Genomic DNA, 21536 nt, shown 5'->3' with positions numbered 1-21536 from the left:
CGTCAGGGCAAGCTGAGCTTGGCCATACGCCCGCCATCCACCGTGTAAACCTGCCCGGTGATAAAACCCGCATCTGCTGACGCCAGAAAGGCGACGAGCGCTGCAACCTCTTCGGGTTGCCCGGTCCGGGCCACAGGGTGGATTTTGGCAACGTCACGACGAAATGCAGCGGGATCGGGCATGGATTCAATGAAATCCTCGTTCAGATCGGTATCGATCCATCCGGGTGCCACGGCATTGCAGCGAATACCTTCAGCCCCGTGATCCACGGCGACGGCGCGGGTCAGACCATGCAGACCCGCTTTGGACGCGCAATAAGCCGCGTGACCGGGATTGCTGCCCAAACCTTCAATAGACCCGGTGTTGACGATGCTGCCACGGGTTTGACGCAGATGCGGCAGCGCGGCTTTGATCATCAGGAAAGGTGCGGTCAGGTTGACCGTCAGATTGCGATGCCAATCCTCAAGGCTCATGTCTTCGACCAAGGCTTCCTGCATCATACCCGCGTTGTTGACCAACACATCCAGGCGCCCAGCATCGGAAATCACTTCACTGACTACCTGTGCAGGGCTGGCGGGGTCGGTGAAATCCGCTGCGATGCCTTGAAACTCGCTGTCTTCTCCTCGTTGCGCGGTAAAGACCTGCGCGCCTTCATCCCGCAACCGACGGGCAATGGCCTGACCGATACCGCTGCGCCCGCCTGTGACCAGCGCCACTTTTCCCTCGAACCGCTTCATGAAACGGGCTTCCCTCCGTTGATCTCAACCAGCGTACCGCAAACATAACGCGACGCGTCCGAGACGAGGAACATGATGACGTCTGCAATATCCTCGGGCTCGGCGATGCGGCCCAGCGGCACGGTTTGGCCCAGCTCGGCCACGGCTGTATCGGGATCAAAGCCGCGCCTTTCAAAACCCGAGCGCAGCATAGGCGTATTCACCTCATTCGGGCATACAGCGTTGATGCGGATACCCTGATGGGCATGGTCCATACCCATACATTGGGTCAGGGACGCAATGGCCGCTTTGGTCATGCAATAAACGGCGTGATTGGGACCGGGGCGCAGCCCCCAACAAGACGCGGTGTTAACGATAGCGCCCCCTCCTGTTTCAGCCATGATCGGGATCGCCGCGCGACAGATACGAAACGGGGCTTCGACATTGACGCCCAGTGACAACGACCAATCCGCATCCGACGTGTCAGTGACAGACCCGCGTGTGATGACACCTGCGTTGTTGATCACGATATCGAGCCCGCCCAGCGCAGCCGCCGCCGCCCTAGGCAATTGGTCGGCATAGTCTGGATCAAGCAGATCGCCGGGCAGATGCGCTTCGGCCTCAATGCCATCGACCGACCGGTCCGCAACCGCGACCCGCGCACCAGCTTCGCGCAAACGCTCAACGATTGACGCCCCGATGCCTCCTGCCGCACCAGTGACCAAAGCCGATTTTCCATTCAGGTTCATGAGATCATCCACAGTTAGAACGACGCAACAGGGGTGCCGAATTGACCTTCATCAGGCACCACACCCAGCCCCGGCCCGTTTGGTAACGCAATATGTCCGCCTTTGATCTGGATGCCATTTTCAGGATCATAGTTGCCTTCGATATAAGGCGCGGCAAGCCAGACGCCTTCCAGCAGATCGGGCCGAACCGTTGCACCGACATGAGTGCAGGCCGCGGCGATGATATCCCCACCCCAGCTGTCATCGCAGGTGTGCGGAAGGTTTCGGGCTTCGCAAATATCGCGGAAAGCGCGCATGGGGTTCAACCCGCCGATCCGAGTGACTTTCATCCCGAACCCATCGACCAGACCGATCCCTGCTGCCGAGATCACAGTGTTCAGACTGGTGCTGTTTTCGTCCATGTAAATGCCGTGCGTGACCTGAGGCCGGATCTTCTGCAAATCCTCAATGGTGTTGCAGGGCTGTTCCATGATGAACGGAATTTCAGGGCATTCGCGGCTGACGCGCAAAGCGTCGCGCGTGGTCCAGCCCCGATTGCCGTCTACCGCCAGACGCGTACCCGACCCTTTGAAAACCTCCCAGACCTTGCGGATGGTTTCGATGTCGATCTCAACCGGGCGGCCCCCGACCTTGATCTGTAAACGCGGGTAGCCTTCGGCCATCTTTTCGGCGGCCAGACGGGCAATATCGTCCGGCGAACCAACGCCAGTGGCATAATAGGACGGCACCGTGTCTGTGGTTGCTCCGCCCAGCAGATCGCAGACAGGAACGCCCAGATGTTTGCCCAACACATCATGAACTGCGATATCGATTGCTGCTTTGGCATAAGCGTGCCCGTTCAGCAGCCCATCCATCTGGCGATGCAAGGTTAGCGGAAGTGCTTCGGTTCCGATCAGGCCGGGGGCCATTTCGAGCAATGCAGCGCGGGCGCCTTTTGCGTGCGCCTCAGCATATGTCGGGCCAACCGGGCAGGTCTCGCCCCAACCCACCAGACCATTATCTGCAACAACTTTGACCAGTGTGGTATCCAGCGACCAAACCTGTGCGTTGGCCATAGTGTAGGGTCCGTTTTTAACCGGCAGGTCGTGGCTGTAGATATGGAGTTCGGCGATCTTCATGTTTCTCGGCTTGTCCTGAACGAAAAAAGGGCCCACCCGGATTGCGGGCGGGCCAGTACGGGGAGATTGTATCAGTAGTTCTGGTTCAACTCATCCGCCGCCGGGATTTCCCTTTCGCGGCGCGCGATATAGTCGAGAAGCGCCTCGTTTTTGGCTTCGTCCAGTTTTGGCTCTTGGTACTCGGCCAGCAGTTTTCGCGCGTGCTTCAAGGCGCGTTCTGTGATTTCCACTTCGCCCTCAGCCACCCATTGTTCGATCGAGTTGTTGTCAAAGAGTTCAGGCATAAAGAACGCCGTCTGGAAATTGTCCTGCGTGTGCGGATGGCCAAGGTAGTGACCACCAGGGCCTACATCCGGAACCGCCGCAAGCGCCTGTTCGAAATCGTGCCATTTCGGACCTTCCGCCATGCGGTAAGCCATTGCGCATTGTTCCGCATCCACCACGAACTTGGCGACCGAACAGTGCATGCCCGCCTCATTCCAGCCTGCCGAATGCCAGATATAGTTGGCTCCGGCGTGGATAACAGCGCTGAGCGTTGTGGCGGATTCGTATCCCGCTTGCGCGTCAAACGTCTTAGCCCCGCCCAGCGTGTTCGAAGTGCGCCACGGCACGTCATAATACCGCGCCATCTGACCGATCATGAAATTCATCAAGCTGATTTCAGGTGTGCCCGCCATGGGCGCACCGGATTTCATCGACACGGTCGACAAGTAGTGCCCCCAGATCGCAGGTGCACCCTTGCGGATCACCTGTGTGTAGGCCAGCGCCGACAACGCCTCGGCTGTCAGCTGCGCTACGGTCGCGGGCACCGACGCGGGTGTGTTCGCACCACCCAAAACGAAGGGCGAGCACAAAACCGGCTGGTTGCGTCGGCTAAAGGCACGCATCGCGCCCAGCATGGTTTCATCCCACACCAGAGGGCTGTTGCCGTTGCAGTTGCCGGTGGTGACAGGATGGTCGTCGATAAAGCCTTCACCGAACAGGATATCGCACATATCCATCACATCCTCGGCATTCTTGGGCGAGGTGGTCATGCCCATGAATGTCTTGTCCGAGTACTTCATCGACGAATAGGTGATGCGCAGATGCCGCTGGCTGATAGGGTGATCATAAGGCTCGACAATATGGTGAGCCGAGCTGTGCAGCGCAGGCATCATGTGCGAAAGCTTATGGAACATCGCCAGATCATCCAGCGTCGGGTTCCGCCGCACGTCATCCAGATCGCGCAGGAAAGGCGCGCCGGTCATCGGAACAAAGATCGAATGCTTGCCACCCAGCGCAAGGTTCTTTTGCGGGTCGCGCGCATGATAGGTGAACTGCGTTGGAATGGTCGAGATCAGCTCGCGCACCATGTTGCGGTCCAGATAGACCAACTCTCCGACAACCTTGGCACCGGCTTTCTTCCAATCTTCCAGCGCGATGGGGTCGCGGAATTGAACGCCGACATTTTCCAGAATGTCCATTGCGGCGTTGTCGATCCGTTCGACCTGGCTTCCGTCCATGACTTCGCAAACGGGAATGCCTCGGGTCAGGCCCGGCAGCATGGCAAAGTTCGGAGCGGTACGTTGGGCGCGGCGGGCAGAGCGTCCACCGGACCGCGCAGCTGTGCGAGTAGTCAAAGGGCAATCCTCCAATTTTCACACAAACTGGCGGATTCGCGGAGCCGTCACCTCTCTGATTGCGATATGTGCTTGCAGGAAGCGACACGGGCCATATCCCGGGATTATCGTGCGCACGCAGCGCAAGTGAACCTTTGGTTACCTTTCGTTAAGTAACCTGCTTCACTGTCAAACAGGTGCATACATCTGCAACACGTACCCGTATGGTTGTTTCAGGAGGGGCGCAGAAATGCACCACATGACGGAAATGCTGATCATCGGCGCCGGTTTTTCAGGGCTGACCATGGCGCTTGAGGCCCGCAAACGTGGCCTCTCCGATATTGCGATTCTGGAAAAGGCCGATGATATCGGCGGCACGTGGCGCGAAAATACCTATCCCGGCGTGGCCTGTGATGTGCCCTCGCACCTTTATTCCATGGCCACCCATCCGAACCCGCACTGGAGCCGTGCTTATGCCGGGGGTGCCGAAATTCAGGCCTACCTAAAAGACGTCGCGCGACAAGAGGGGCTTTATGATCTGTGCCATTTCGGGCGTGAACTGAAGTCGGCCAGATGGGATGGCGGCCGCTGGCACGTTGAAACCGTTGATGGGGATCTATGGTCGGCCCGGTTTCTGGTCTCTGCAATTGGGGCCTTGCATCATCCGAGTATTCCGAATCTTCCGGGCGCAGAAAGTTTTCCCGGCCCCAGTTTTCACTCGGCCCAATGGGACCACCAAGTGGATCTGACAGACAAAGAGGTTGCAGTTGTCGGCACCGGGGCGTCGGCTGTGCAATTCGTGCCTGAGGTCGCCAAACTCGCACGCCATGTCACCATCTTTCAGCGCAGCGCGCCATACGTGATGCCGCGCCCGGATGGCCCGATCGCGCCGTGGGTACGCAAGCTATACGCCCGCATTCCATTGTTACCACGTATCAGACGCAAGCTGATTTTCATGTTTTTTGAGTTCCGTCACCGCGTGTTCCGGGGCGAAGAGCGGGCGATGAATTTTGCTCTGAAGATGTGGCGAAAATCGCTGGAAACCGCGATCACCGACCCAGAGGAACGGCGCGTTCTGACACCCGACTACCAGATCGGCTGCAAACGCATTCTCAGCTCGAATGACTGGTACCCGACGCTCGCCCGCGACAATGTCAGCGTTGTCCCGCAGGGCGTAGCCCGTATCGACGGGGATAAAATCATTGCAGTGAACGGTACTGAGGTCCGGGCTGATGTGCTGATCTGGGGCACCGGCTTTCACGTGACCAATGTGGTTGAGCGGCTGGACATCACGGGCTCTGACGGACTGACACTGCGCAAGGCATGGGCAAACGGCATGAACGCTCATCTGGGCACATCGGTCGCAGGATTTCCCAATTTCTTTGTTTTGCTGGGTCCGCATACAGGTTTGGGCCACAACTCGGTCGTGCTGATGATCGAGGCGCAGGTCGAGCACATCGGCCGGCTCCTAAGCGAGATGAAGCGCAAAGGGTTTTCCGCAATCACACCTAACGAAACGAAACAGGCGGGCTTTACGCAGGAAATGGCTGATCGTCACACCGACAGCGTCTGGCAGTCCGGCGGGTGCACCTCGTGGTACATTGATGCTGACGGTAAAAACACAACTCTTTGGCCGGGCACCGTTGGCGAATATCAAAAACGCATGGCACAGTCGGGGTTGGAGCAATACAATCCCGTCGGGACCGGAGACAGCTAAATGACAATTGTTTTAAGCCTGATCGCAGCCTTTCTCGCCTTTCTTCTGGCTATGGCTTTGTGGACCCGACGGATAATGCGTCAGGGTCTGAAAACCGTGCCACAGCTGGGTCAGATTGTGCCCGTTCAGGGCGGCAGCATTCACTTTGTGGAAAAAGGCGATCCCAACGCACAAACCATTGTCATGATTCACGGCCTCGCCGGGCAGTTACAGCACTTCACGTATGCGCTGGTGGATCAACTGTCAGAGGAATATCACGTCATAGCGCTGGATCGGCCTGGATGCGGGTACTCGACACGAGACAAGGCAGAACTGGCACATTTACCGCAACAAGCCGCAATGATTGCCGAATTTCTGGAGACCAAAGGCGTGGATCAAGCCGTACTGGTGGGACACTCGCTGGGAGGCGCGGTGTCACTGGCACTGGCTTTGGATCATCCCCAGCGGGTGTCCGGCCTGGCTTTGTTGGCCCCGCTGACGCACAGGCTGCCCGAAACGCCGGTGATCTTCAAACCGCTCGAAATCCGGACAGAATGGCTGCGCAGCCTGATCGCAAACACGATCGCGGTGCCCATGGCCTCAAAAACAGCACCACACAGTTTGGGCGTGGCCTTTGGGCCGGAAACCCCACCGGATGATTTTCTGGACCGTGCAGGTGGCGCGCTTGGGCTGCGCCCTTCAGCATTTGTCACCGCCTCGCAGGATGTCATAGGATTGGATGCCAGCTGCGATGCACAGGTGGCCAGGTATCCCGAGCTGTCTGTGCCGGGGGGTATCCTCTACGGTCGTCAGGACGCGCTCCTGTCTCCGGCGTTTCACGGCCCTCCGATGATCAAATATGGCCTGAGTTACGAAGAACTGGACGGGCTGGGTCATATGATTCTGATTACAGAACCGGAAACATGCGCTGCGTTCGTCCGCAGGATGGTAGAGGCGACGACAGTCCCTCGAACGTCCATGCAGAATACGGTGCCCGAAGCCGTGAAAGAAATCCCCGGTTAGGGTGATTTCCCTCTTGACCCTCCCCTGCCCCTCGCTTAAATCGCCTCTCACTCAAGGCGGAGTAGCTCAGTTGGTTAGAGCAGCGGAATCATAATCCGCGTGTCGGGGGTTCAAGTCCCTCCTCCGCTACCATCACCCCCCCCACTCTAGATTCTTGGTTCGAGACGAAGGCGCTTATGCGTCCCTTAACCTCAATCGGAATAACGTCGTTTTCCATCGGAGACACAACGATTTCAGAAACCAGGTATCTGATGTTACCCTGCGCCTTGGCGTCTGGTTTTTCAGCACGATTAACCGTTGAGGCCGCAAGACCCTGAACAGCGCGGATAGCCAACGGAACCGTCGAGCTCTGTTATGCGTTCAGTAATAGCACAACGGTTTCCGCCAGGGTCGATTTTCCTGATGCAGGGGGGCTGGCGATTGCGACAATCGTCCGAACCCCAACCTGCCTCCGGGAGGTGATCAAGTCGCACACGCGCCTTCTTGCATCCTGCTCGATCACGCGGCGTCTTCTTTTGGTGGTTCCTTGGCTCCGGTCATAAAGGCCACAGCGTCAGACATCGTGTAATCCTTGGGGTCAATCGTGCAGAGTCTTTTGCCCAGCCGGTGCACGTGAATTCGGTCAGCGACCTCGAAGACATGCGGCATGTTGTGACTGATCAGGATGATCGGAATGCCGCGAGCCCGCACATCTTGGATCAGTTCAAGTACTTTGCGGCTCTCTTTCACGCCCAACGCAGCCGTCGGTTCGTCCATGATGATGAACTTGGTCGCAAAGGCCGCTGCGCGCGCAACGGCCACGCCCTGTCGCTGGCCACCGGACAGCGTCTCAACCGCCTGATTGATCGACTGGACGGTCATCAGGCCAAGCTCGGTCAGTTTGTCCCGTGCGAACTTCTCCATGGCGGGGCGGTCGAGCTGACGCATGTACTTGCCCATGAAACCCGGTTTGCGGATCTCTCGCCCCATGAACATGTTGTCCGCAATCGACAGGGCAGGAGACATGGCAAGTTGCTGATAGACGATTTCGATACCCATATTCCGGGCGTCGATTGGAGAGGTAAAGTTTACCTTCTTTCCTTCAATCAGAATCTCGCCTTCATCCGGGATCGTGGCGCCGCAGATTGCCTTTACAATGGACGACTTGCCCGCGCCGTTGTCCCCGATCACCGCCAGAATTTCTCCTTGCCGCAGTTCAAAATCGGAGTGATCGATGGCGGTCACGTGGCCATAGCGCTTCACGATCCCACGTCCTTGGACGACTGGAGTTGCGTCTGACATTAGCCCGATACCTTTCTGATCCACTGGTCAACGGCGACCGCTGCGATGATGAGAAGACCGATGAGCAGGAAGGTCCACTGCGCATCTGCACCCAACAGCCTCAATCCAAGAGTGAACACACCGACGATCAGCGCTCCGAACAGCGACCCCAGAATCGAGCCCCGCCCACCGAACAGAGAGATGCCGCCGATCACAACCGCTGTGATACTTTCAATGTTGGCCAATTGGCCGGACGTTGGCGAAACAGATCCGATGCGCCCGATCAGAGCCCAACCCGCGAATGCGCAGATTAGACCAGACAGCATGTAGACGGACATAAGGGTTCTGTGGACGTTGACACCGGACAGCTCGGCGGCCTCGGGGTCATCTCCGACCGCGTAGACATGCCTGCCCCAGGCGGTGTGTTTCAGCGCGTAGGCAAGCACGAAAATCAGGATTAGCATGAACATCACGCCAACAGTGAATGTGGCGCCGCCGATGCTGAACTTGGTGCCAAAGAATTGCAGGAAGGGGGCGTTGGCCTCAATATCCTGACTGCGGATGGTTTCGTTTGCGGAATACAAGAAATTGGTGGCCAGAACGATTTGCCACATGCCCAGCGTCACGATGAACGGGGGCAGTTTAACGCGACTGACAAGCCAGCCGTTGATCGCTCCGATTGCGGTGCCAACGGCGAGGCCGCAAAACACTGCAACGGGCACGGGGATACCATATCGAAAGGTGAACTGCCCCATGATCACGGACGAGAACACCATGATCGCACCGACGCTCAGGTCGATGCCTGCGGTCAGAATGACAAGGCTCTGTGCTGCCGCCACAATGCCGACAATCTGGACCTGCTGCAGGATCAGGGTCATCGCAAATGGCGAGAAAAACTTGGAGCCCAAAAGCAGCCCGAAGATCAGGATTGCACCGACCAGAACGATCAAGGGCACGAAAGATGGGTTGACGTGGAGAAGATGCTGCAACTTCCCCAGAACGCCGCGCCGATGGTCTTCGAACTCTGCAACAGTTTCTGTTCGACTGGCCGCAGTTTCGAATTCCTGGGTGCCTTGGTTTGCTTCGGACATCTCTCCCCCTTTTCGTGGATCGCGTTGTCCCACGAGGTCAGCTTACAGGAAGTTTCAGTTTTATGGTGAATGGAATGATGAGGCGCTCAGGTGCGCCTCATCCATAAGGTTTTTGCTTAGCCCCAGCAGAGCTCCAGACCTTCTGCGACTGAAATGGATTCCACCCCATCAACCGGTTGATCGGTGATCAGAGCAACGCCCGTATCGTAGAAGTCCTTGCCAGGAGTGTTTTCCGGCTTCACGCCTTCGTCGGCCCATTTCTTGATAGCTTCAACGCCAAGTGACGCCATCAACAGCGGATATTGTTGGCTGGTGGCCCCGATAACGCCAGCTTCCACATTCTGGACCCCGGGGCAGCCGCCATCGACCGAGACGATCAATACATCATTTTCGCGTCCAATGGATTTGAGCGCCTCGTAGGCACCGGCTGCTGCCGGTTCGTTGATCGTGTGCACAACGTTGATGGACGAGTCCTTGGCCAGCAGGTTCTCCATCGCGCGACGCCCGCCTTCTTCGTTGCCGTCCGTCACGTCACTGCCAACCAGTCGTGCGTCGGTTTCGTCTCCGATGACGTTGGGATCTGCCAATTCCACCCCGAAGCCGTCGAGGAAACCCTGATTGCGCAAGACGTCTACGGTGGGCTGGCTAACGTTCAGATCAAGCGTTGCAATCTTTGCATCCGCGGCTGCATCGCCCATCTTGGCCTTCGCCCACTGTCCAATAAGCAGGCCTGCCTTGTAGTTGTCCGTGGCAAATGTAGCATCGGCAGAGTCAATCGGGCTTAGCGGTGTGTCCAACGCGATCACCAAAAGACCGGCATCTCGCGCCTGCTGAACCGCGGGGACAATCGAGCTTGTGTCCGACGCAGTAAGCAGGATGCCTTTTGCGCCGTCGAGAATGCAGGTTTCAATGGCTTGCACCTGCGTTTCATGGTCGCCGTCCACCTTACCTGCAAACGCCTTAAGGGTCATTCCAAGCTCTTCAGCTTTGGCCGTTGCGCCTTCTTTCATCTTTACAAAGAATGGATTGGTATCTGTCTTAGTGATCAGGCAAACGGTTTCTCCGGCCGCGTGAGCAGATGCCGCAGCCACTGTAAGCGCGGTAGCAGACGCGGCAATCTTGAATAGATTTTTCATGTTGTCCTCCCAGAAAATTGTTGTTGCCCCGCATGGCCCGCCAACGAGGCTCGCCCTCATCCTCTAATGAAGGTCTTTTTCAAGAAAAAGTGATTCTAGCCTTCCTGTCAATAAATAAATAAAGTTTATTTATTAATTTACCCAGACGTCTTTTCATAAGAAAACAAGGTGGTTATGTTCAGAAATATGGAGAAAGAGGCGCTCAAAACACTGACCGGCGGGGTAAGTCAAAGCGGGGTTCGCGATCACAACGAACGTCTGATTTTGACAGTTTTACAACGACATGGCCCCACCGCTGGCGCCGACGTCGCGCGATTGACGGGCCTGTCTCCTCAAACTGTATCAATTATTCTGCGCAAGCTTGAAAAGGATGCGATTCTTAAGCGTGGAACCCCACTGCGCGGGAAAGTTGGAAAGCCCTCGATCCCAATGGAATTGAACCCAGAAGGTATCTTGTCGGTTGGGATGAAGATCGGGCGGCGTAGCGCCGACCTGCTCTTGATCGACTTTACAGGTACACCACGCCGCCAGCTTTCCACGACTTATGACTATCCGCTACCAGAGGTCATTTTCGGGTTTTTGGAAACTGGTTTGGACACGCTTTTGTCCCACGAGCCTCAGAGGCTTCGTGATCGTGTTTGTGGGATCGGGATCGGGACCCCATTCGAACTTTGGAAATGGCACGATCTGTCTGGGCTTGCCGCAAAAAAATTCCGGTCCTGGAGAAACGTGAACTTCTTTTCCGAGGTTGCCAAGTTCAGCGATCTGCCGGTTTTTGTGGTCAACGACGCAACAGCCGCATGTCACGCAGAACATCTCTATGGGCGTGGGGCAGAATATCGTGACTACTTCTACTTCTTTATTGGCTCAATGATCGGCGGCGGTGTTGCGTTGAACGGCACCGTGTTCGAAGGCAACCAAGGCAATGCCGGTGCATTGGGCGCCATGCGCACGACGGGCCCATTGGGTGAGAGCCAGCAACTGATCGACACGGCGTCGCTGTTTTTGCTTGAGGACCGATTGATCGAAGCGGGTGTCGACCCGGGGATTCTATGGGAGAAGCCGCAAGATTGGAGCAGCATCTCTCGCTATGTCGAGCCGTGGATTGGCACCACGGCGCAAGAATTGGCCAAGGCCGCTCTTTCAATTTGCGCTGTCATCGACTTTGAAGCGATTTTCATTGATGGCGCGTTCCCGCCTGAGGTTCGGGAAGAACTGGTGTCTAGGGTTCGCCGTTACTTAGTCAACCAAGACAAACGCGGCTTGATTCCTCCGGTCGTTGAGGCCGCTGCGGTTGGGGAAAACGCTCGCGGCATTGGGGCGGCTAGCAGCCCAATTTTCCGCCAGTTTTTGCTGAATACTAATGCCGGGCTCTCTGGAATGTAGCCGCAACTCGTCCGGGTCAAACCCCTTTGGCAGTCACGACGAGCCAGAAACCCTCTCTTATCAAATCGACCCAAACTGTCCTATTGGTGCGGACGTCAGACGGCTATACGGGAAGCTAAACAACAACCGCCGGCCGATACAAATTACCAAAACGCGAGACAAAGCGAAACTATGCCATGTAACGTAAATCGCCTACACAGGACTGCAAATCACTGGGTACGGAGACTGGCTCGTGGCAGAAATTCCGATCAGGTCGTTCCTTGTATCGCTTGTAGCTGTTCGAGAAATAGATACGCGATATGAAGTTCTACTCTTAAAAAGAACACAGTCACTGATAGGCGAGTGGTGCCAAGTGGCAGGAGGTATCGAAGATGGTGAATCGGCCTGGCAAACGGCTGTGCGAGAGCTTTTCGAAGAGACAGGATTGAAGCCTAACGCTCTGTATTCAGCCGATATATGCGAGCAATTTTATGAACCAGATCGCGATGCAATTACCGTGGCGCCCGTATTTGTCGCATTCGTGGCTGCTTCAGCGACGGTGGTACTGAATCATGAGCACAGTGATTACCGGTGGGTTAGTTTCCAAGAAGCGATTGAGATGGTGGCATTTGGTGGGCAACGGCGCGTTCTTCGCTGGATAGAAAACGAGTTCGTCAAACAAACCCCGAGTAAACACCTTCTGATTACAGGCATCTAAAGCAAGTTCGACGCGGCCCAATGTGCTCGGAGCTGACTTTCGCCAAGATCCACGTTGGTGCCGCTCTGCCCCCTTTGGCTCATTCCTGCCGTTCATCACGTTTGGAATTCTACAAAGCGGCCTCAGTTACATCGGTACCGCCGGGAAAAATGACGTTCGACGACGTCCAAGATCCCGCCTTTGACCTGAAGGTCACCGCGAGATTCAACCATGTCCCTTTCGCCTTGCGGATCGCGGAACCCGTTTTTTACAGAGAGTTGTTGTGTGGGGTTTGTGCCCAAACGGACCTCCGCCACCAAATCCCTCAACACAAAAAGCTGATTTTGAAGAAAAATCACAGCTGTTCTTGCGTTCTTCCCACCATCATTCCGGCCGCTTTGTGTTTCAAGCGCCATTTAGGGAAAGCAGGCTGGCCCGGCATTCGACATACGCTTTGGTCTGATACGCCTTCCAAACGCCGGTGTCGCCAGCGAAAAAGCGCTACTTTCTCTGTGCGCGCGAAGTCCGAATCCCAATTCACAGCACATATCGATTTATTTTTATGTTTAGATGACGGAAAGATACTCAGAGTTCATCAACGATATTGGCCAAGAGGTACAACTCAATGGCATACCGCGTTCTTCGAGAACCGTTTCTTCATTTCCTTCTGATGGGTGCGGGAATCTTCGTGCTGTTCGCACTGGTCGGAAGCAACGAACCTGACTCCGAAGCGATTGATATCACCCAAACCGATATCGAAGCTTTGGAACGGCAGTTTGAAGCCATTTGGAGGCGCAAGCCCGACGGCGAAGAGTTGGATGCGCTGATTACCAATCTGGTCCTTGAAGAAGTCCTGGTGCGCGAGGCGCGCGCCTTGCGTATGGACGAACAAGACCCGATCGTCCGCAATCGCCTGCGTCAGAAGATGGAGTTTATTGCAACTTCGGCCGCAGGTGCGGCATCGCCAACACAAGAGGATCTGCAGGAGGTATATCGCGCCCATTCGGAGGAGTTTCGCACTCCGTCTCAGATTGCGTTTGAACAGGTGGTTCTTGATCCCGCATTTGCTGCGCAGGCCGAAACCACTTTGATCGCGCTGAATGATGGACGCAAGCCTGAGGGGTTGAGGAATCTGACCCTCCTGCCCTCAGAAGTACCGCTCGCTCCGACTGTTCGTATAGACGGCGTGTTCGGAACTGGATTTGCGACAGCGCTGGAACCGCTTCCGGATGGCCTTTGGGCAGGTCCGGTACAATCCGGCTATGGGCTGCACCTGGTGCGGGTGACTGACAGAACGCCAGCCGAACTTCCCGATCTGGCAGATGTTGAAGACAAAGTGCTGGCCAAGTGGCGGGAAATTAACCAGTCAGAGGTCAGAGACGCGTTCGTGCAGGGATTGCAGGGCAAGTACCAAATCACTGTCAATAATGACCAGCGGGCGGTCAACTGATGCTGCGCCACATTGCGTTCATTCTGGGTCTTGGCGTGCTGACCATCTTTCAGGCGACAGCTTTACATGCCCACGCTCTTGAACCGGGCTATCTTGAGATCACCGAAACCGGCCCAGAAAGCTATCGCATATTCTGGCGAAAACCGGATGTGCAGGGACAACCGATGGCGATTGACGTCAGCTTGCCCGAGCAATGCGAAGTTGCCCATCCCCCCGCCCCGTATTTCGATGGCGCGGCCTGGGTGTCGAGTTGGGAGACCACTTGCGGCGGCGGGATCGCTGGGGCGAACCTTGCAATTCCCGGCCTTGAACACACGCAAACGGATGTTTTGGTACGGGTGCACCTATTGGAGTCGCTCGCGACCAGCGCACGCCTGACGCCGACCGAGACCACCTTCCTCATCCCTGCCGAAACCACTCGCCTGTCGGTGCTGGTGACCTATGTGGAATTGGGGACTGAACATATCCTTGAAGGGTTCGATCACCTGTTATTCGTTTTCGCCCTGCTTTTTCTGATCCGGGACGTCTGGCGTCTGATCGGAGCTATCACCGCATTTACAGTTGCCCATAGCATCACACTGGCCTTGGCGTCGCTTGGGTTGCTTCACGTGCCTGCTCCGCCAGTTGAAGCCGTCATTGCATTGTCGATCGTGTTTCTGGCGGTCGAAATCGCCAAGCGAAACCACGACACACTGCGCCTGTCTGAACGATGGCCCTGGATCGTGTCATTCTCGTTCGGGCTGTTGCACGGTCTGGGCTTTGCAGGTGCTCTTAGCGAGATTGGTCTGCCTCAAGGCGATATTTTTGTGGCACTCCTTGGCTTCAATATCGGCGTCGAGATTGGCCAATTGCTGTTTGTCGGTGTTGTCTTGACGCTTGGCGTTGTGTTCATACGGCTTATTCCTGCGGCAGGCAGCATCCAAACCGAACAAAAGGGCTTGGCTGATACGATTGTCAGCTACGCGATTGGTGCAATCGCATCTTATTGGCTAGTGGAGCGTGTTGTAGGATTTTGGGCATAGGCTATAGACCAAAGCCGCCCGTCAGTTTCAGGCCCAATTTTACCAAGGGAAAATGTACGGCGTTTGTGCTAAAGACTAGTCTTAACCACTATCCCGAAGCCCCCGAACACGCACTAAATGCAGCAGTCGTCCGACTTACGGCAAGTTTATGCTGCGCTTTACGCGGGTCGCTTCATGGGTTTGCGTCTCCCCGCCCGCTTCGACACGGACTGAGAGTTTTTCCGTCCCACTGAATTTTTCGAAATAGGCAAATTCAATTCGGTCCAGCAAGCCCATGTCCTGACATTGGACAACATAGTCTGCCTGAAACTCTGCGTGACTTTCACTGGAAGATTTTCCAGAGGCCGCATCGACCTGATCCGCGATCTCGTGTGTCAGGATCACATTAGCGGATGCGGTGAAACATCCTGCTTCTTCCGGGACAACAAACAGGTCCAATGGCTCGGACAATTCAGAAATCGCGATAGCGACTTGCGTACGTTCGTCATCATTGGACACCGGAGCTTCAAATCCCACGATGTCCATGCTGGGCACACTGAGTTTTAATGAAAAACCTGTCTCAGTCAGGACGACGTCCAACTGACCTGTGCCATGTTGATGCGGCGTTGTCACCTGCGTTGCTTGCGCTGCAAGAGCTGCAGGAAACAGGAACATGGCCAGGACTGCACACTTCATTAACCAAACCGCCACAAACAGAATCACAACGCCGATTCTAGCGCGAATCAACCGCGGTGCAATTGCAACGGCCTGTTCCGACCCCACCAGATATGGGGAGTTTAGCTGCGCTGCGCTTAGAATTTATTTCCGACAATAAAAGTCAGGTTGACTTTACTGAGTAATTCACTCAGTTATTCAGGTGCAATGCGAGCGGGCCATTCCCGCACAATCAGACAAGAAAGTACCAATTCCATGAACAAGTTGTTTTTAGCCGCCAGCGCTCTGACACTTTGCGCAGCGACCGCCGCGTTCGCCGGTGACGCGCCCGCCAAGGCAGATGTACTGGAAAACTACGCCAATATTGCTGAAGCAAAATTTGATGACAGCCTGATCGCAGCCAAACGCCTCCAAACAGCCGTTGATGCGCTGATCGCAGATCCTTCGGAGGCCACACTGAACGCAGCCCGCGCCGCCTGGATCGCTGCACGCGTGCCCTATCAACAGACCGAGGTTTACCGCTTTGGCAACGCCATCGTTGATGATTGGGAAGGCAAAGTGAATGCGTGGCCGCTGGACGAAGGTCTGATCGATTATGTCGACGCAGCCTATGGCGGTGCCACTGACGAGAACGAATTTGCCGTATTGAACGTCATCGCCAACCCGAGTTTCGAGTTGTCAGGCGCGTCCATTGACGCCGGCGAAATCACCCCCGAACTGTTGAGCGAAACGCTGCACGAGGCAGATGGAATCGAAGCCAACGTGGCCACAGGCTATCACGCGATCGAGTTCCTGTTGTGGGGGCAGGACATGAACGGCCACGGCGCAGGTGCAGGCAACCGCCCGGCCACCGACTATGTGCAGGGCGATGACTGCACTGGCGGCAATTGTGACCGTCGCGCCCAATATCTGAGTGCTGCGACCAACCTGTTGGTCAGTGACCTGGCCTGGATGGCAGATCAGTGGAAGGAAGGCGGAGCAGCCCGTGCCGCCCTGATGGAGAACGAGGCCGCAGGCGTCAGTGCAATCCTGACCGGCATGGGGTCACTGTCTTATGGCGAGCAGGCCGGTGAACGGATGCGTCTGGGGCTTATGCTGAACGATCCCGAAGAAGAGCATGACTGCTTCTCGGACAATACACATAACAGCCATTACTATGATGGTCTGGGCATTCAGAACGTCTATCTGGGCAGTTACACTCGCATCGACGGCACCCCGGTTTCGGGCGCGTCCTTGTCGGATCTGGTTATCGCAACCGACCCGGCGCTGGACACCGAGATGAAGGCGAAACTGGCCGCAACCATGCAAGCCTTGGGCAAGATCAAATCGACTGCGGAAGCAGGGTTTGCTTATGACCAGATGCTGGAGCGCGGCAATGAAGGTGGCGAGGCCCTGATCATGGGTGGCGTCAACGGTCTGGTCGACCAAACCAAAACCATCGAACGCATCGTAACAGCACTTGAACTGGACGGGATCGCGTTTGAAGGGTCCGACAGCCTGGATAACCCCAACGCCGTTTTCCAATAACCCCCGAGCGGGCCGGGAAGATCAGCCTCCTGGCCCGTATCCCGACCTGATCGCCTGAAAAAACCCGAGCCAGCGACAATGATTGTTTGCCACTGCACCAACATCTCTGATCATGATATTCGTGCCGCCATCGACTGGATGCGCACGGCGGATCCACAGACCATTATTACCCCCGGAAAAATCTACCATGCCCTTGGAAAGTCGGCGGATTGTGGCGGGTGCATGCCTCTTTTCCTAGACACAATGCGGGCAAGCGATAATCTGGAAGTCCCCACACAACTGCGTGCCTTACGCGCAGCAGTAACTCAGGAGAAAGCAGATGAAGGGCGATCCAAAGGTCATCGAATACCTCAACAAATCTCTGCGGCATGAGCTGACCGCAGTCAGTCAGTACTGGTTGCATTACCGGCTACAAGAGGATTGGGGCCTTGGCCATATGGCCAAGAAAAGCCGCGAGGAAAGCATCGAAGAAATGCAGCACGCGGACAAGCTGATCGAGCGGATCATCTTTTTGGAAGGCCACCCCAACCTGCAGAAACTGGACCCGCTGCGCATTGGGCAAACGCCCAAGGAAACACTGGAATGTGACCTTGCTGCCGAACTGGACGCGCGCGCGCTTTATGCCGAGGCACGCGATCACTGCCGCGAAGTGGGCGACTATGTCTCAATGTCGCTGTTCGAAGGATTGATAGCGGATGAAGAAGGTCATATCGACTTCCTCGAAACGCAGCTCGACCTGTACGAAAGGATCGGCGAAGTAAATTATGCGCACCTCAACGCGTCAAAAATGGACGAAGGCGAGTAGCCTTTTTGCCTTGATGGTGGCCGCTTTTGCGGCCGCCCCTGCCCAGTCTGCGGATCTGAAGGATCTGCATCTGAACATCACCCCCCGAACCACGGATGAACGCGCCCGAATCGCCGTCGTCACAGCCCCACCGCAGGACTTCGGCGCGCCGCAGCCGTTTGAAGAGCTCGCTGCCGGAGCCGCGACTGTACGCGTGCGCAATAACGCAGATGCGTTTTCGCAGCCCTCTGACAATCTGAGTTTCGATCAGGAGCTAGACTTTAAAGTCGGCAATGGTTTGTTCAAAAAAATCTGGGTCTCCTCGCCTTCCTCCACGCTGGCCTCTGACGGGTTGGGGCCCCTGTTCAACGCGCGATCCTGCCAACGCTGCCATATCAAGGATGGACGCGGGCATACGCCGAACGGACCTGAAGACAAGGCGATTTCCATGTTCCTTCGGATCTCGATCCCCGGAGCGCCAGAAGATGGTCCTGCCGAGATCGAAGACTACATCGCAACCCTGCCGGATCCCAACTATGGCGGACAGATGCAGGACTTTGCGTTGGCAGGGCATCCGGCAGAATACCGACTGGATATCGCGTACAAGGAAATCCCTGTAGAGTTATCAGAGGGTGAAACCGCATCACTGCGCCACCCGACCTATGGAGCTGCAAATCTGGGCTATGGGCCGTTGCACCCCGATGCGATGCTGAGCCCTCGGGTCGCACCTCAGATGATCGGGCTAGGTCTGTTAGAGGCGATCCCGGTTCAAGATCTGTTGGCACAGGCTGATCCTGACGACATAGATGGCGATGGTATTTCAGGGCGCCCAAATATCGTCTGGTCCGTCGAATATGGGGCACCAATGATGGGTCGGTTCGGGCACAAGGCGGGAATGCCGACAATCATGGAACAATCGGCTGCGGCATTTGCCGGAGATATTGGAATTTCCAGCCCGCTTTATCCTGCCCCGCAAGGCGATTGCACCAAGTTGCAACTGAACTGCGTTGAAGCTCCACATGGCGACAGTGACGTACGCGGATTCGAGATTGATCAGCAAGGCATGGATCTGGTCGCCTTCTACAGCCGCAATCTGGGCGTGCCCGGTCGCCGGGATGTAAACAGCCCCGAAGTGCTGCGTGGGAAAGAAGTGTTCCACGCCACGGGCTGCGCGTCCTGCCATACACCGTCGCATGTCACCCATCGCATGGAAGACCGGCCCGAGCACAGTTTTCAGCTGATCTGGCCCTATACCGACCTGCTGCTGCATGACATGGGCGACGGTCTGGCAGACAACCGACCCGAGGCCCGTGCAACGGGTCGCGAATGGCGCACGCCGCCTTTGTGGGGCATTGGTCTGACCCAGCGCGTATCGGGCCACACACAATTCCTGCATGACGGACGGGCGCGTAATCTGCTAGAGGCGATCTTGTGGCATGGCGGTGAGGCACAGGCTGCGCGCGACACCGTTGTTTCGATGCCCAAGTCAGACCGCGATGCCTTGATCCGTTTTCTGGAAAGCCTTTGACCCATGCGTTATCTGCCCCTCATCGCTGCTTTGATCATACCCGTCGCTGCACAGGCGCAGGATCGCGCGCCAATCCTGATGGATGTGACCGAAACGCATATCCTGCCCCGCTTCGACAAGTTACCCGAGACAACCGGCGCACTCGTCAGTGCCGCCTTGGTAGATTGCACCCCGACCTCGCCCGCCTTGCGTGCCGCATATGATGACGCCTTTGACAGCTGGATTTCCGCCAGCCATCTGAGATTTGGCCCAACCGAGGTCGATGACCGCGCATTTGCGCTGGCTTTCTGGCCTGATACGAAAGGGTTCACCGCGAAGGCGTTGTCACAGCATATCGCGACCGAGGATGAAGCAGTGCAAAGCCCCGAAGCTTATTCCGAGACGTCCATCGCGGGGCGCGGGTTCTTTGCGTTGGAGCGGATGTTGTACGATCCCAAGTTTGCCGTTCAGGGCAGTGCAGAATACCGCTGCGATCTTATTCAGGCGATCACGGCGGACATAGACGCCAACGCCCAAGCCATAACAGAAGGCTGGCAAAGCTACGCGCCCAGCCTGACCCAGCCCGGAGACAACAGCCCGTATCGGACACAGGACGAAGCCTTGCAAGAGCTGTTCAAAGCCCTGTCTGCAGGGCTTGAGTTTACTGCCGATACACGACTGGGCCGCCCCTTGGGCACATTCGACCGGCCGCGTCCCAACCGGGCCGAAGCCCGCCGATCCGAGCGCTCCTTGCGTCACGTGGAACTTTCGCTGAATGCCCTGCGCGATCTGGCGGCGCGTTTGTCCTTCGATTATCCCGAAATCGCAGCCGATCTGGACGCCGCCTTTGCGCGCGCAATCGAGAACGCCCAATCCATTGACGATCCCGCGCTGGCCGGTGTCGCTGACCCACAGGCCCGGTTTCGCATCGAGGCCCTGCAACTATCCATTCGGGATATCCGCGGTATTGCCTCCACCGAACTGGGTCCAACTCTTGGGATCAGCGCAGGTTTCAATTCGCTGGACGGGGATTGATCTGTGCCCTCACGACGCCATTTTCTGGCCGGCCTGGCCGCGACAACCCTGTCTCCGATCCAGGGATGGGCGAGTGTCGGTGCTCCTGACTTTCTGGCCGCAGGGCTTTTTCCCGATGGCTCGTACCGGTTGGCGGGTTTGGATGAACAAGGCGAAACCCTGTTTACTGTGCCCCTGCCCGCTCGCGGACACGCAGCCGCAGCGCACCCGTTCAAGGCGCAGGCTGTCGCCTTTGCCCGCCGCCCCGGAACATTTGCCATAGTCGTTGACTGCGCCACCGGCGCGCAGATGGCACAGCTTACCGCCCCAGAAGGTCGCCATTTCTATGGCCACGGCACCTTCTCGGCGGACGGCACGGTTTTTTTCGCGACCGAGAATGACTATGAGGCCGGGGCAGGCCGCATCAGCATCTGGGATGCGGAAAGCTATGAACGTATAGGTGAATTCTCCTCTGGCGGCATCGGTCCGCACGACATACGTTTGATGCCCGATGGGCAAACTCTTGTGATCGCCAATGGTGGGATCGAAACACATCCCGAAACCGGGCGTACAAAGCTGAACCTGCCGGTAATGGCCCCTAACCTGACCTATCTCAGCCTGTCCGGCACTGTTTTGGATCAGGTTTCGCTGCCTCAAAATTTACACAAGAACTCGATCCGGCATCTGGCCGTTCGGCAAGACGGGCTGGTAGGTTTTGCGATGCAGTGGCAAGGCAGCAGCGCCGAGCATCCGCCCCTGCTGGGCCTGCACCGTCGGGGTGAAAATCCTCGTCTGCTGACGGCCCCCGACAAGGATCAAAGCGCGCTGCAAGGCTATGCGGGCAGCATCGCCTTTGCATCCGATGGTGCGACCATTGCCATCACTTGCCCGCGCGGCAACACATTGCATCAGTTCGACACAGCCAGAGGGGCCTTGACGAACGCCTTTGCGTTAGAGGATGTGTGCGGCTTGGGCGCAAGCACAGACGGGTTGGTCTTTACCACCGGAACTGGCCTGTTTGGCGTATTGAACGATACTTCGCCTGCGATCCGCGCCCATAAGAAGTGCCAGTGGGACAATCATTTGATCCCGATCCGCCGCATCGCGTAAAACTCGGTTTTCACTGTCA

Annotated in this window: 20 protein-coding genes and 1 tRNA gene; 13 read left to right on the top strand and 8 right to left on the bottom strand. The window is 56.7% G+C overall.

The window, feature by feature from the left end; translation table 11 throughout:
- Positions 1–2 precede the first annotated feature (2 nt).
- From ACR3EH_RS14940 to ACR3EH_RS14925, 4 genes are all read right to left on the bottom strand, one after another.
- The gene (locus tag ACR3EH_RS14940) at positions 3–737 is read right to left on the bottom strand and encodes an SDR family NAD(P)-dependent oxidoreductase (RefSeq protein ID WP_171188441.1); all 735 of its coding nucleotides are present in this window, start codon (positions 735–737) and stop codon (positions 3–5) included.
- A complete protein-coding gene (locus tag ACR3EH_RS14935; protein WP_171188444.1) occupies positions 734–1465 on the bottom strand; it encodes an SDR family NAD(P)-dependent oxidoreductase in 732 nt (243 codons plus the stop codon). The genes ACR3EH_RS14940 and ACR3EH_RS14935 overlap by 4 nt, the downstream gene beginning before the upstream one ends.
- Before the next feature lie 14 nt (positions 1466–1479).
- Entirely contained in the window at positions 1480–2583 is a 1104-nt protein-coding gene (locus ACR3EH_RS14930; RefSeq protein ID WP_171188446.1) for a mandelate racemase/muconate lactonizing enzyme family protein, read from the bottom strand.
- Between the two features lie 71 nt (positions 2584–2654).
- Positions 2655–4202, bottom strand: coding sequence for a trimethylamine methyltransferase family protein (locus ACR3EH_RS14925; protein WP_171188448.1), 1548 nt, complete (start codon positions 4200–4202; stop codon positions 2655–2657).
- A gap of 229 nt (positions 4203–4431) precedes the next feature.
- Between ACR3EH_RS14925 and ACR3EH_RS14920 the strand changes: the two genes are divergently transcribed.
- The 3 genes from ACR3EH_RS14920 to ACR3EH_RS14910 all read left to right on the top strand — a co-directional run bounded on the left by ACR3EH_RS14920 (position 4432) and on the right by ACR3EH_RS14910 (position 7032).
- Positions 4432–5898 carry a flavin-containing monooxygenase gene (locus ACR3EH_RS14920; protein ID WP_171647846.1) on the top strand — a complete coding sequence of 489 codons (1467 nt, stop codon included), beginning with the start codon at positions 4432–4434 and terminating at the stop codon, positions 5896–5898.
- Positions 5899–6900 carry an alpha/beta fold hydrolase gene (locus tag ACR3EH_RS14915; RefSeq protein WP_171188452.1) on the top strand — a complete coding sequence of 334 codons (1002 nt, stop codon included), beginning with the start codon at positions 5899–5901 and terminating at the stop codon, positions 6898–6900.
- A gap of 55 nt (positions 6901–6955) precedes the next feature.
- A tRNA-Met gene (locus tag ACR3EH_RS14910) sits at positions 6956–7032 on the top strand.
- 366 nt (positions 7033–7398) lie between these two features.
- Here the strand turns inward: ACR3EH_RS14910 and ACR3EH_RS14905 are convergent.
- The 3 genes from ACR3EH_RS14905 to ACR3EH_RS14895 all read right to left on the bottom strand — a co-directional run bounded on the left by ACR3EH_RS14905 (position 7399) and on the right by ACR3EH_RS14895 (position 10387).
- A complete protein-coding gene (locus ACR3EH_RS14905) occupies positions 7399–8181 on the bottom strand; it encodes an ATP-binding cassette domain-containing protein (protein ID WP_171093903.1) in 783 nt (260 codons plus the stop codon).
- Entirely contained in the window at positions 8181–9251 is a 1071-nt protein-coding gene (locus ACR3EH_RS14900; RefSeq protein ID WP_171188454.1) for an ABC transporter permease, read from the bottom strand. The genes ACR3EH_RS14905 and ACR3EH_RS14900 overlap by 1 nt, the downstream gene beginning before the upstream one ends.
- Before the next feature lie 116 nt (positions 9252–9367).
- Complete coding sequence (locus ACR3EH_RS14895) at positions 9368–10387, bottom strand: sugar ABC transporter substrate-binding protein (protein WP_171093906.1); 1020 nt, start codon at positions 10385–10387, stop codon at positions 9368–9370.
- Between the two features lie 186 nt (positions 10388–10573).
- Between ACR3EH_RS14895 and ACR3EH_RS14890 the strand changes: the two genes are divergently transcribed.
- The 4 genes from ACR3EH_RS14890 (at position 10574) to ACR3EH_RS14875 (ending at position 14921) form a co-directional block, all read left to right on the top strand.
- Positions 10574–11773, top strand: a complete 1200-nt coding sequence (locus ACR3EH_RS14890) for an ROK family transcriptional regulator (RefSeq protein ID WP_171188521.1) — start codon at positions 10574–10576, stop codon at positions 11771–11773.
- Between the two features lie 232 nt (positions 11774–12005).
- A complete protein-coding gene (locus ACR3EH_RS14885) occupies positions 12006–12470 on the top strand; it encodes an NUDIX hydrolase (RefSeq protein ID WP_171188456.1) in 465 nt (154 codons plus the stop codon).
- 604 nt (positions 12471–13074) lie between these two features.
- Positions 13075–13899, top strand: a complete 825-nt coding sequence (locus ACR3EH_RS14880; protein WP_171188458.1) for a peptidyl-prolyl cis-trans isomerase — start codon at positions 13075–13077, stop codon at positions 13897–13899.
- Positions 13899–14921 (top strand): HupE/UreJ family protein, encoded by a 1023-nt coding sequence (locus tag ACR3EH_RS14875; RefSeq protein ID WP_171188460.1) that lies wholly within the window; start codon positions 13899–13901, stop codon positions 14919–14921. Before ACR3EH_RS14880 ends, ACR3EH_RS14875 begins: the two co-directional genes overlap by 1 nt.
- A 135-nt stretch (positions 14922–15056) precedes the next feature.
- Here the strand turns inward: ACR3EH_RS14875 and ACR3EH_RS14870 are convergent, their stop codons facing one another.
- Positions 15057–15596: a ZrgA family zinc uptake protein gene (locus ACR3EH_RS14870; RefSeq protein WP_171647840.1), complete on the bottom strand. Its 540-nt coding sequence runs from the start codon at positions 15594–15596 to the stop codon at positions 15057–15059.
- Between the two features lie 234 nt (positions 15597–15830).
- On the opposite strand from ACR3EH_RS14870, the gene ACR3EH_RS14865 reads away from it, so the two are divergent.
- The 6 genes from ACR3EH_RS14865 to ACR3EH_RS14840 all read left to right on the top strand — a co-directional run bounded on the left by ACR3EH_RS14865 (position 15831) and on the right by ACR3EH_RS14840 (position 21517).
- Positions 15831–17102, top strand: coding sequence for an imelysin family protein (locus ACR3EH_RS14865; RefSeq protein WP_171188464.1), 1272 nt, complete (start codon positions 15831–15833; stop codon positions 17100–17102).
- Between the two features lie 78 nt (positions 17103–17180).
- Positions 17181–17474 carry a (2Fe-2S)-binding protein gene (locus tag ACR3EH_RS14860; RefSeq protein WP_171188466.1) on the top strand — a complete coding sequence of 98 codons (294 nt, stop codon included), beginning with the start codon at positions 17181–17183 and terminating at the stop codon, positions 17472–17474.
- Positions 17422–17907 (top strand): bacterioferritin, encoded by a 486-nt coding sequence (gene bfr, locus ACR3EH_RS14855; RefSeq protein ID WP_171188468.1) that lies wholly within the window; start codon positions 17422–17424, stop codon positions 17905–17907. The genes ACR3EH_RS14860 and bfr overlap by 53 nt, the downstream gene beginning before the upstream one ends.
- 13 nt (positions 17908–17920) lie before the next feature.
- Positions 17921–19414 carry a di-heme oxidoreductase family protein gene (locus ACR3EH_RS14850; protein WP_171188523.1) on the top strand — a complete coding sequence of 498 codons (1494 nt, stop codon included), beginning with the start codon at positions 17921–17923 and terminating at the stop codon, positions 19412–19414.
- Between the two features lie 3 nt (positions 19415–19417).
- Positions 19418–20428 carry an imelysin family protein gene (locus ACR3EH_RS14845; RefSeq protein ID WP_171675691.1) on the top strand — a complete coding sequence of 337 codons (1011 nt, stop codon included), beginning with the start codon at positions 19418–19420 and terminating at the stop codon, positions 20426–20428.
- Between the two features lie 3 nt (positions 20429–20431).
- The gene (locus ACR3EH_RS14840; protein ID WP_171188472.1) at positions 20432–21517 is read left to right on the top strand and encodes a DUF1513 domain-containing protein; all 1086 of its coding nucleotides are present in this window, start codon (positions 20432–20434) and stop codon (positions 21515–21517) included.
- Positions 21518–21536: the final 19 nt, after the last annotated feature.

The organism is Ruegeria sp. BG7 (genome assembly GCF_056535685.1).
This window is presented reverse-complemented; position numbering and strand designations above follow the sequence as displayed.

Excerpts from the sequence above, each read along its gene's own strand:
- ACR3EH_RS14940 (WP_171188441.1), bottom strand. The coding sequence starts at position 737 with ATGAAGCGGTTCGAGGGAAAAGTGGCGCTGGTCACAGGCGGGCGCAGC.
- ACR3EH_RS14935 (WP_171188444.1), bottom strand. The coding sequence starts at position 1,465 with ATGAACCTGAATGGAAAATCGGCTTTGGTCACTGGTGCGGCAGGAGGC.
- ACR3EH_RS14930 (WP_171188446.1), bottom strand. The coding sequence starts at position 2,583 with ATGAAGATCGCCGAACTCCATATCTACAGCCACGACCTGCCGGTTAAA.
- ACR3EH_RS14920 (WP_171647846.1), top strand. The coding sequence starts at position 4,432 with ATGCACCACATGACGGAAATGCTGATCATCGGCGCCGGTTTTTCAGGG.
- ACR3EH_RS14915 (WP_171188452.1), top strand. The coding sequence starts at position 5,899 with ATGACAATTGTTTTAAGCCTGATCGCAGCCTTTCTCGCCTTTCTTCTG.
- ACR3EH_RS14905 (WP_171093903.1), bottom strand. The coding sequence starts at position 8,181 with ATGTCAGACGCAACTCCAGTCGTCCAAGGACGTGGGATCGTGAAGCGC.
- ACR3EH_RS14900 (WP_171188454.1), bottom strand. The coding sequence starts at position 9,251 with ATGTCCGAAGCAAACCAAGGCACCCAGGAATTCGAAACTGCGGCCAGT.
- ACR3EH_RS14895 (WP_171093906.1), bottom strand. The coding sequence starts at position 10,387 with ATGAAAAATCTATTCAAGATTGCCGCGTCTGCTACCGCGCTTACAGTG.
- ACR3EH_RS14890 (WP_171188521.1), top strand. The coding sequence starts at position 10,574 with ATGGAGAAAGAGGCGCTCAAAACACTGACCGGCGGGGTAAGTCAAAGC.
- ACR3EH_RS14880 (WP_171188458.1), top strand. The coding sequence starts at position 13,075 with ATGGCATACCGCGTTCTTCGAGAACCGTTTCTTCATTTCCTTCTGATG.
- ACR3EH_RS14875 (WP_171188460.1), top strand. The coding sequence starts at position 13,899 with ATGCTGCGCCACATTGCGTTCATTCTGGGTCTTGGCGTGCTGACCATC.
- ACR3EH_RS14870 (WP_171647840.1), bottom strand. The coding sequence starts at position 15,596 with ATGAAGTGTGCAGTCCTGGCCATGTTCCTGTTTCCTGCAGCTCTTGCA.
- ACR3EH_RS14865 (WP_171188464.1), top strand. The coding sequence starts at position 15,831 with ATGAACAAGTTGTTTTTAGCCGCCAGCGCTCTGACACTTTGCGCAGCG.
- ACR3EH_RS14860 (WP_171188466.1), top strand. The coding sequence starts at position 17,181 with ATGATTGTTTGCCACTGCACCAACATCTCTGATCATGATATTCGTGCC.
- bfr (WP_171188468.1), top strand. The coding sequence starts at position 17,422 with ATGAAGGGCGATCCAAAGGTCATCGAATACCTCAACAAATCTCTGCGG.
- ACR3EH_RS14850 (WP_171188523.1), top strand. The coding sequence starts at position 17,921 with ATGGTGGCCGCTTTTGCGGCCGCCCCTGCCCAGTCTGCGGATCTGAAG.
- ACR3EH_RS14845 (WP_171675691.1), top strand. The coding sequence starts at position 19,418 with ATGCGTTATCTGCCCCTCATCGCTGCTTTGATCATACCCGTCGCTGCA.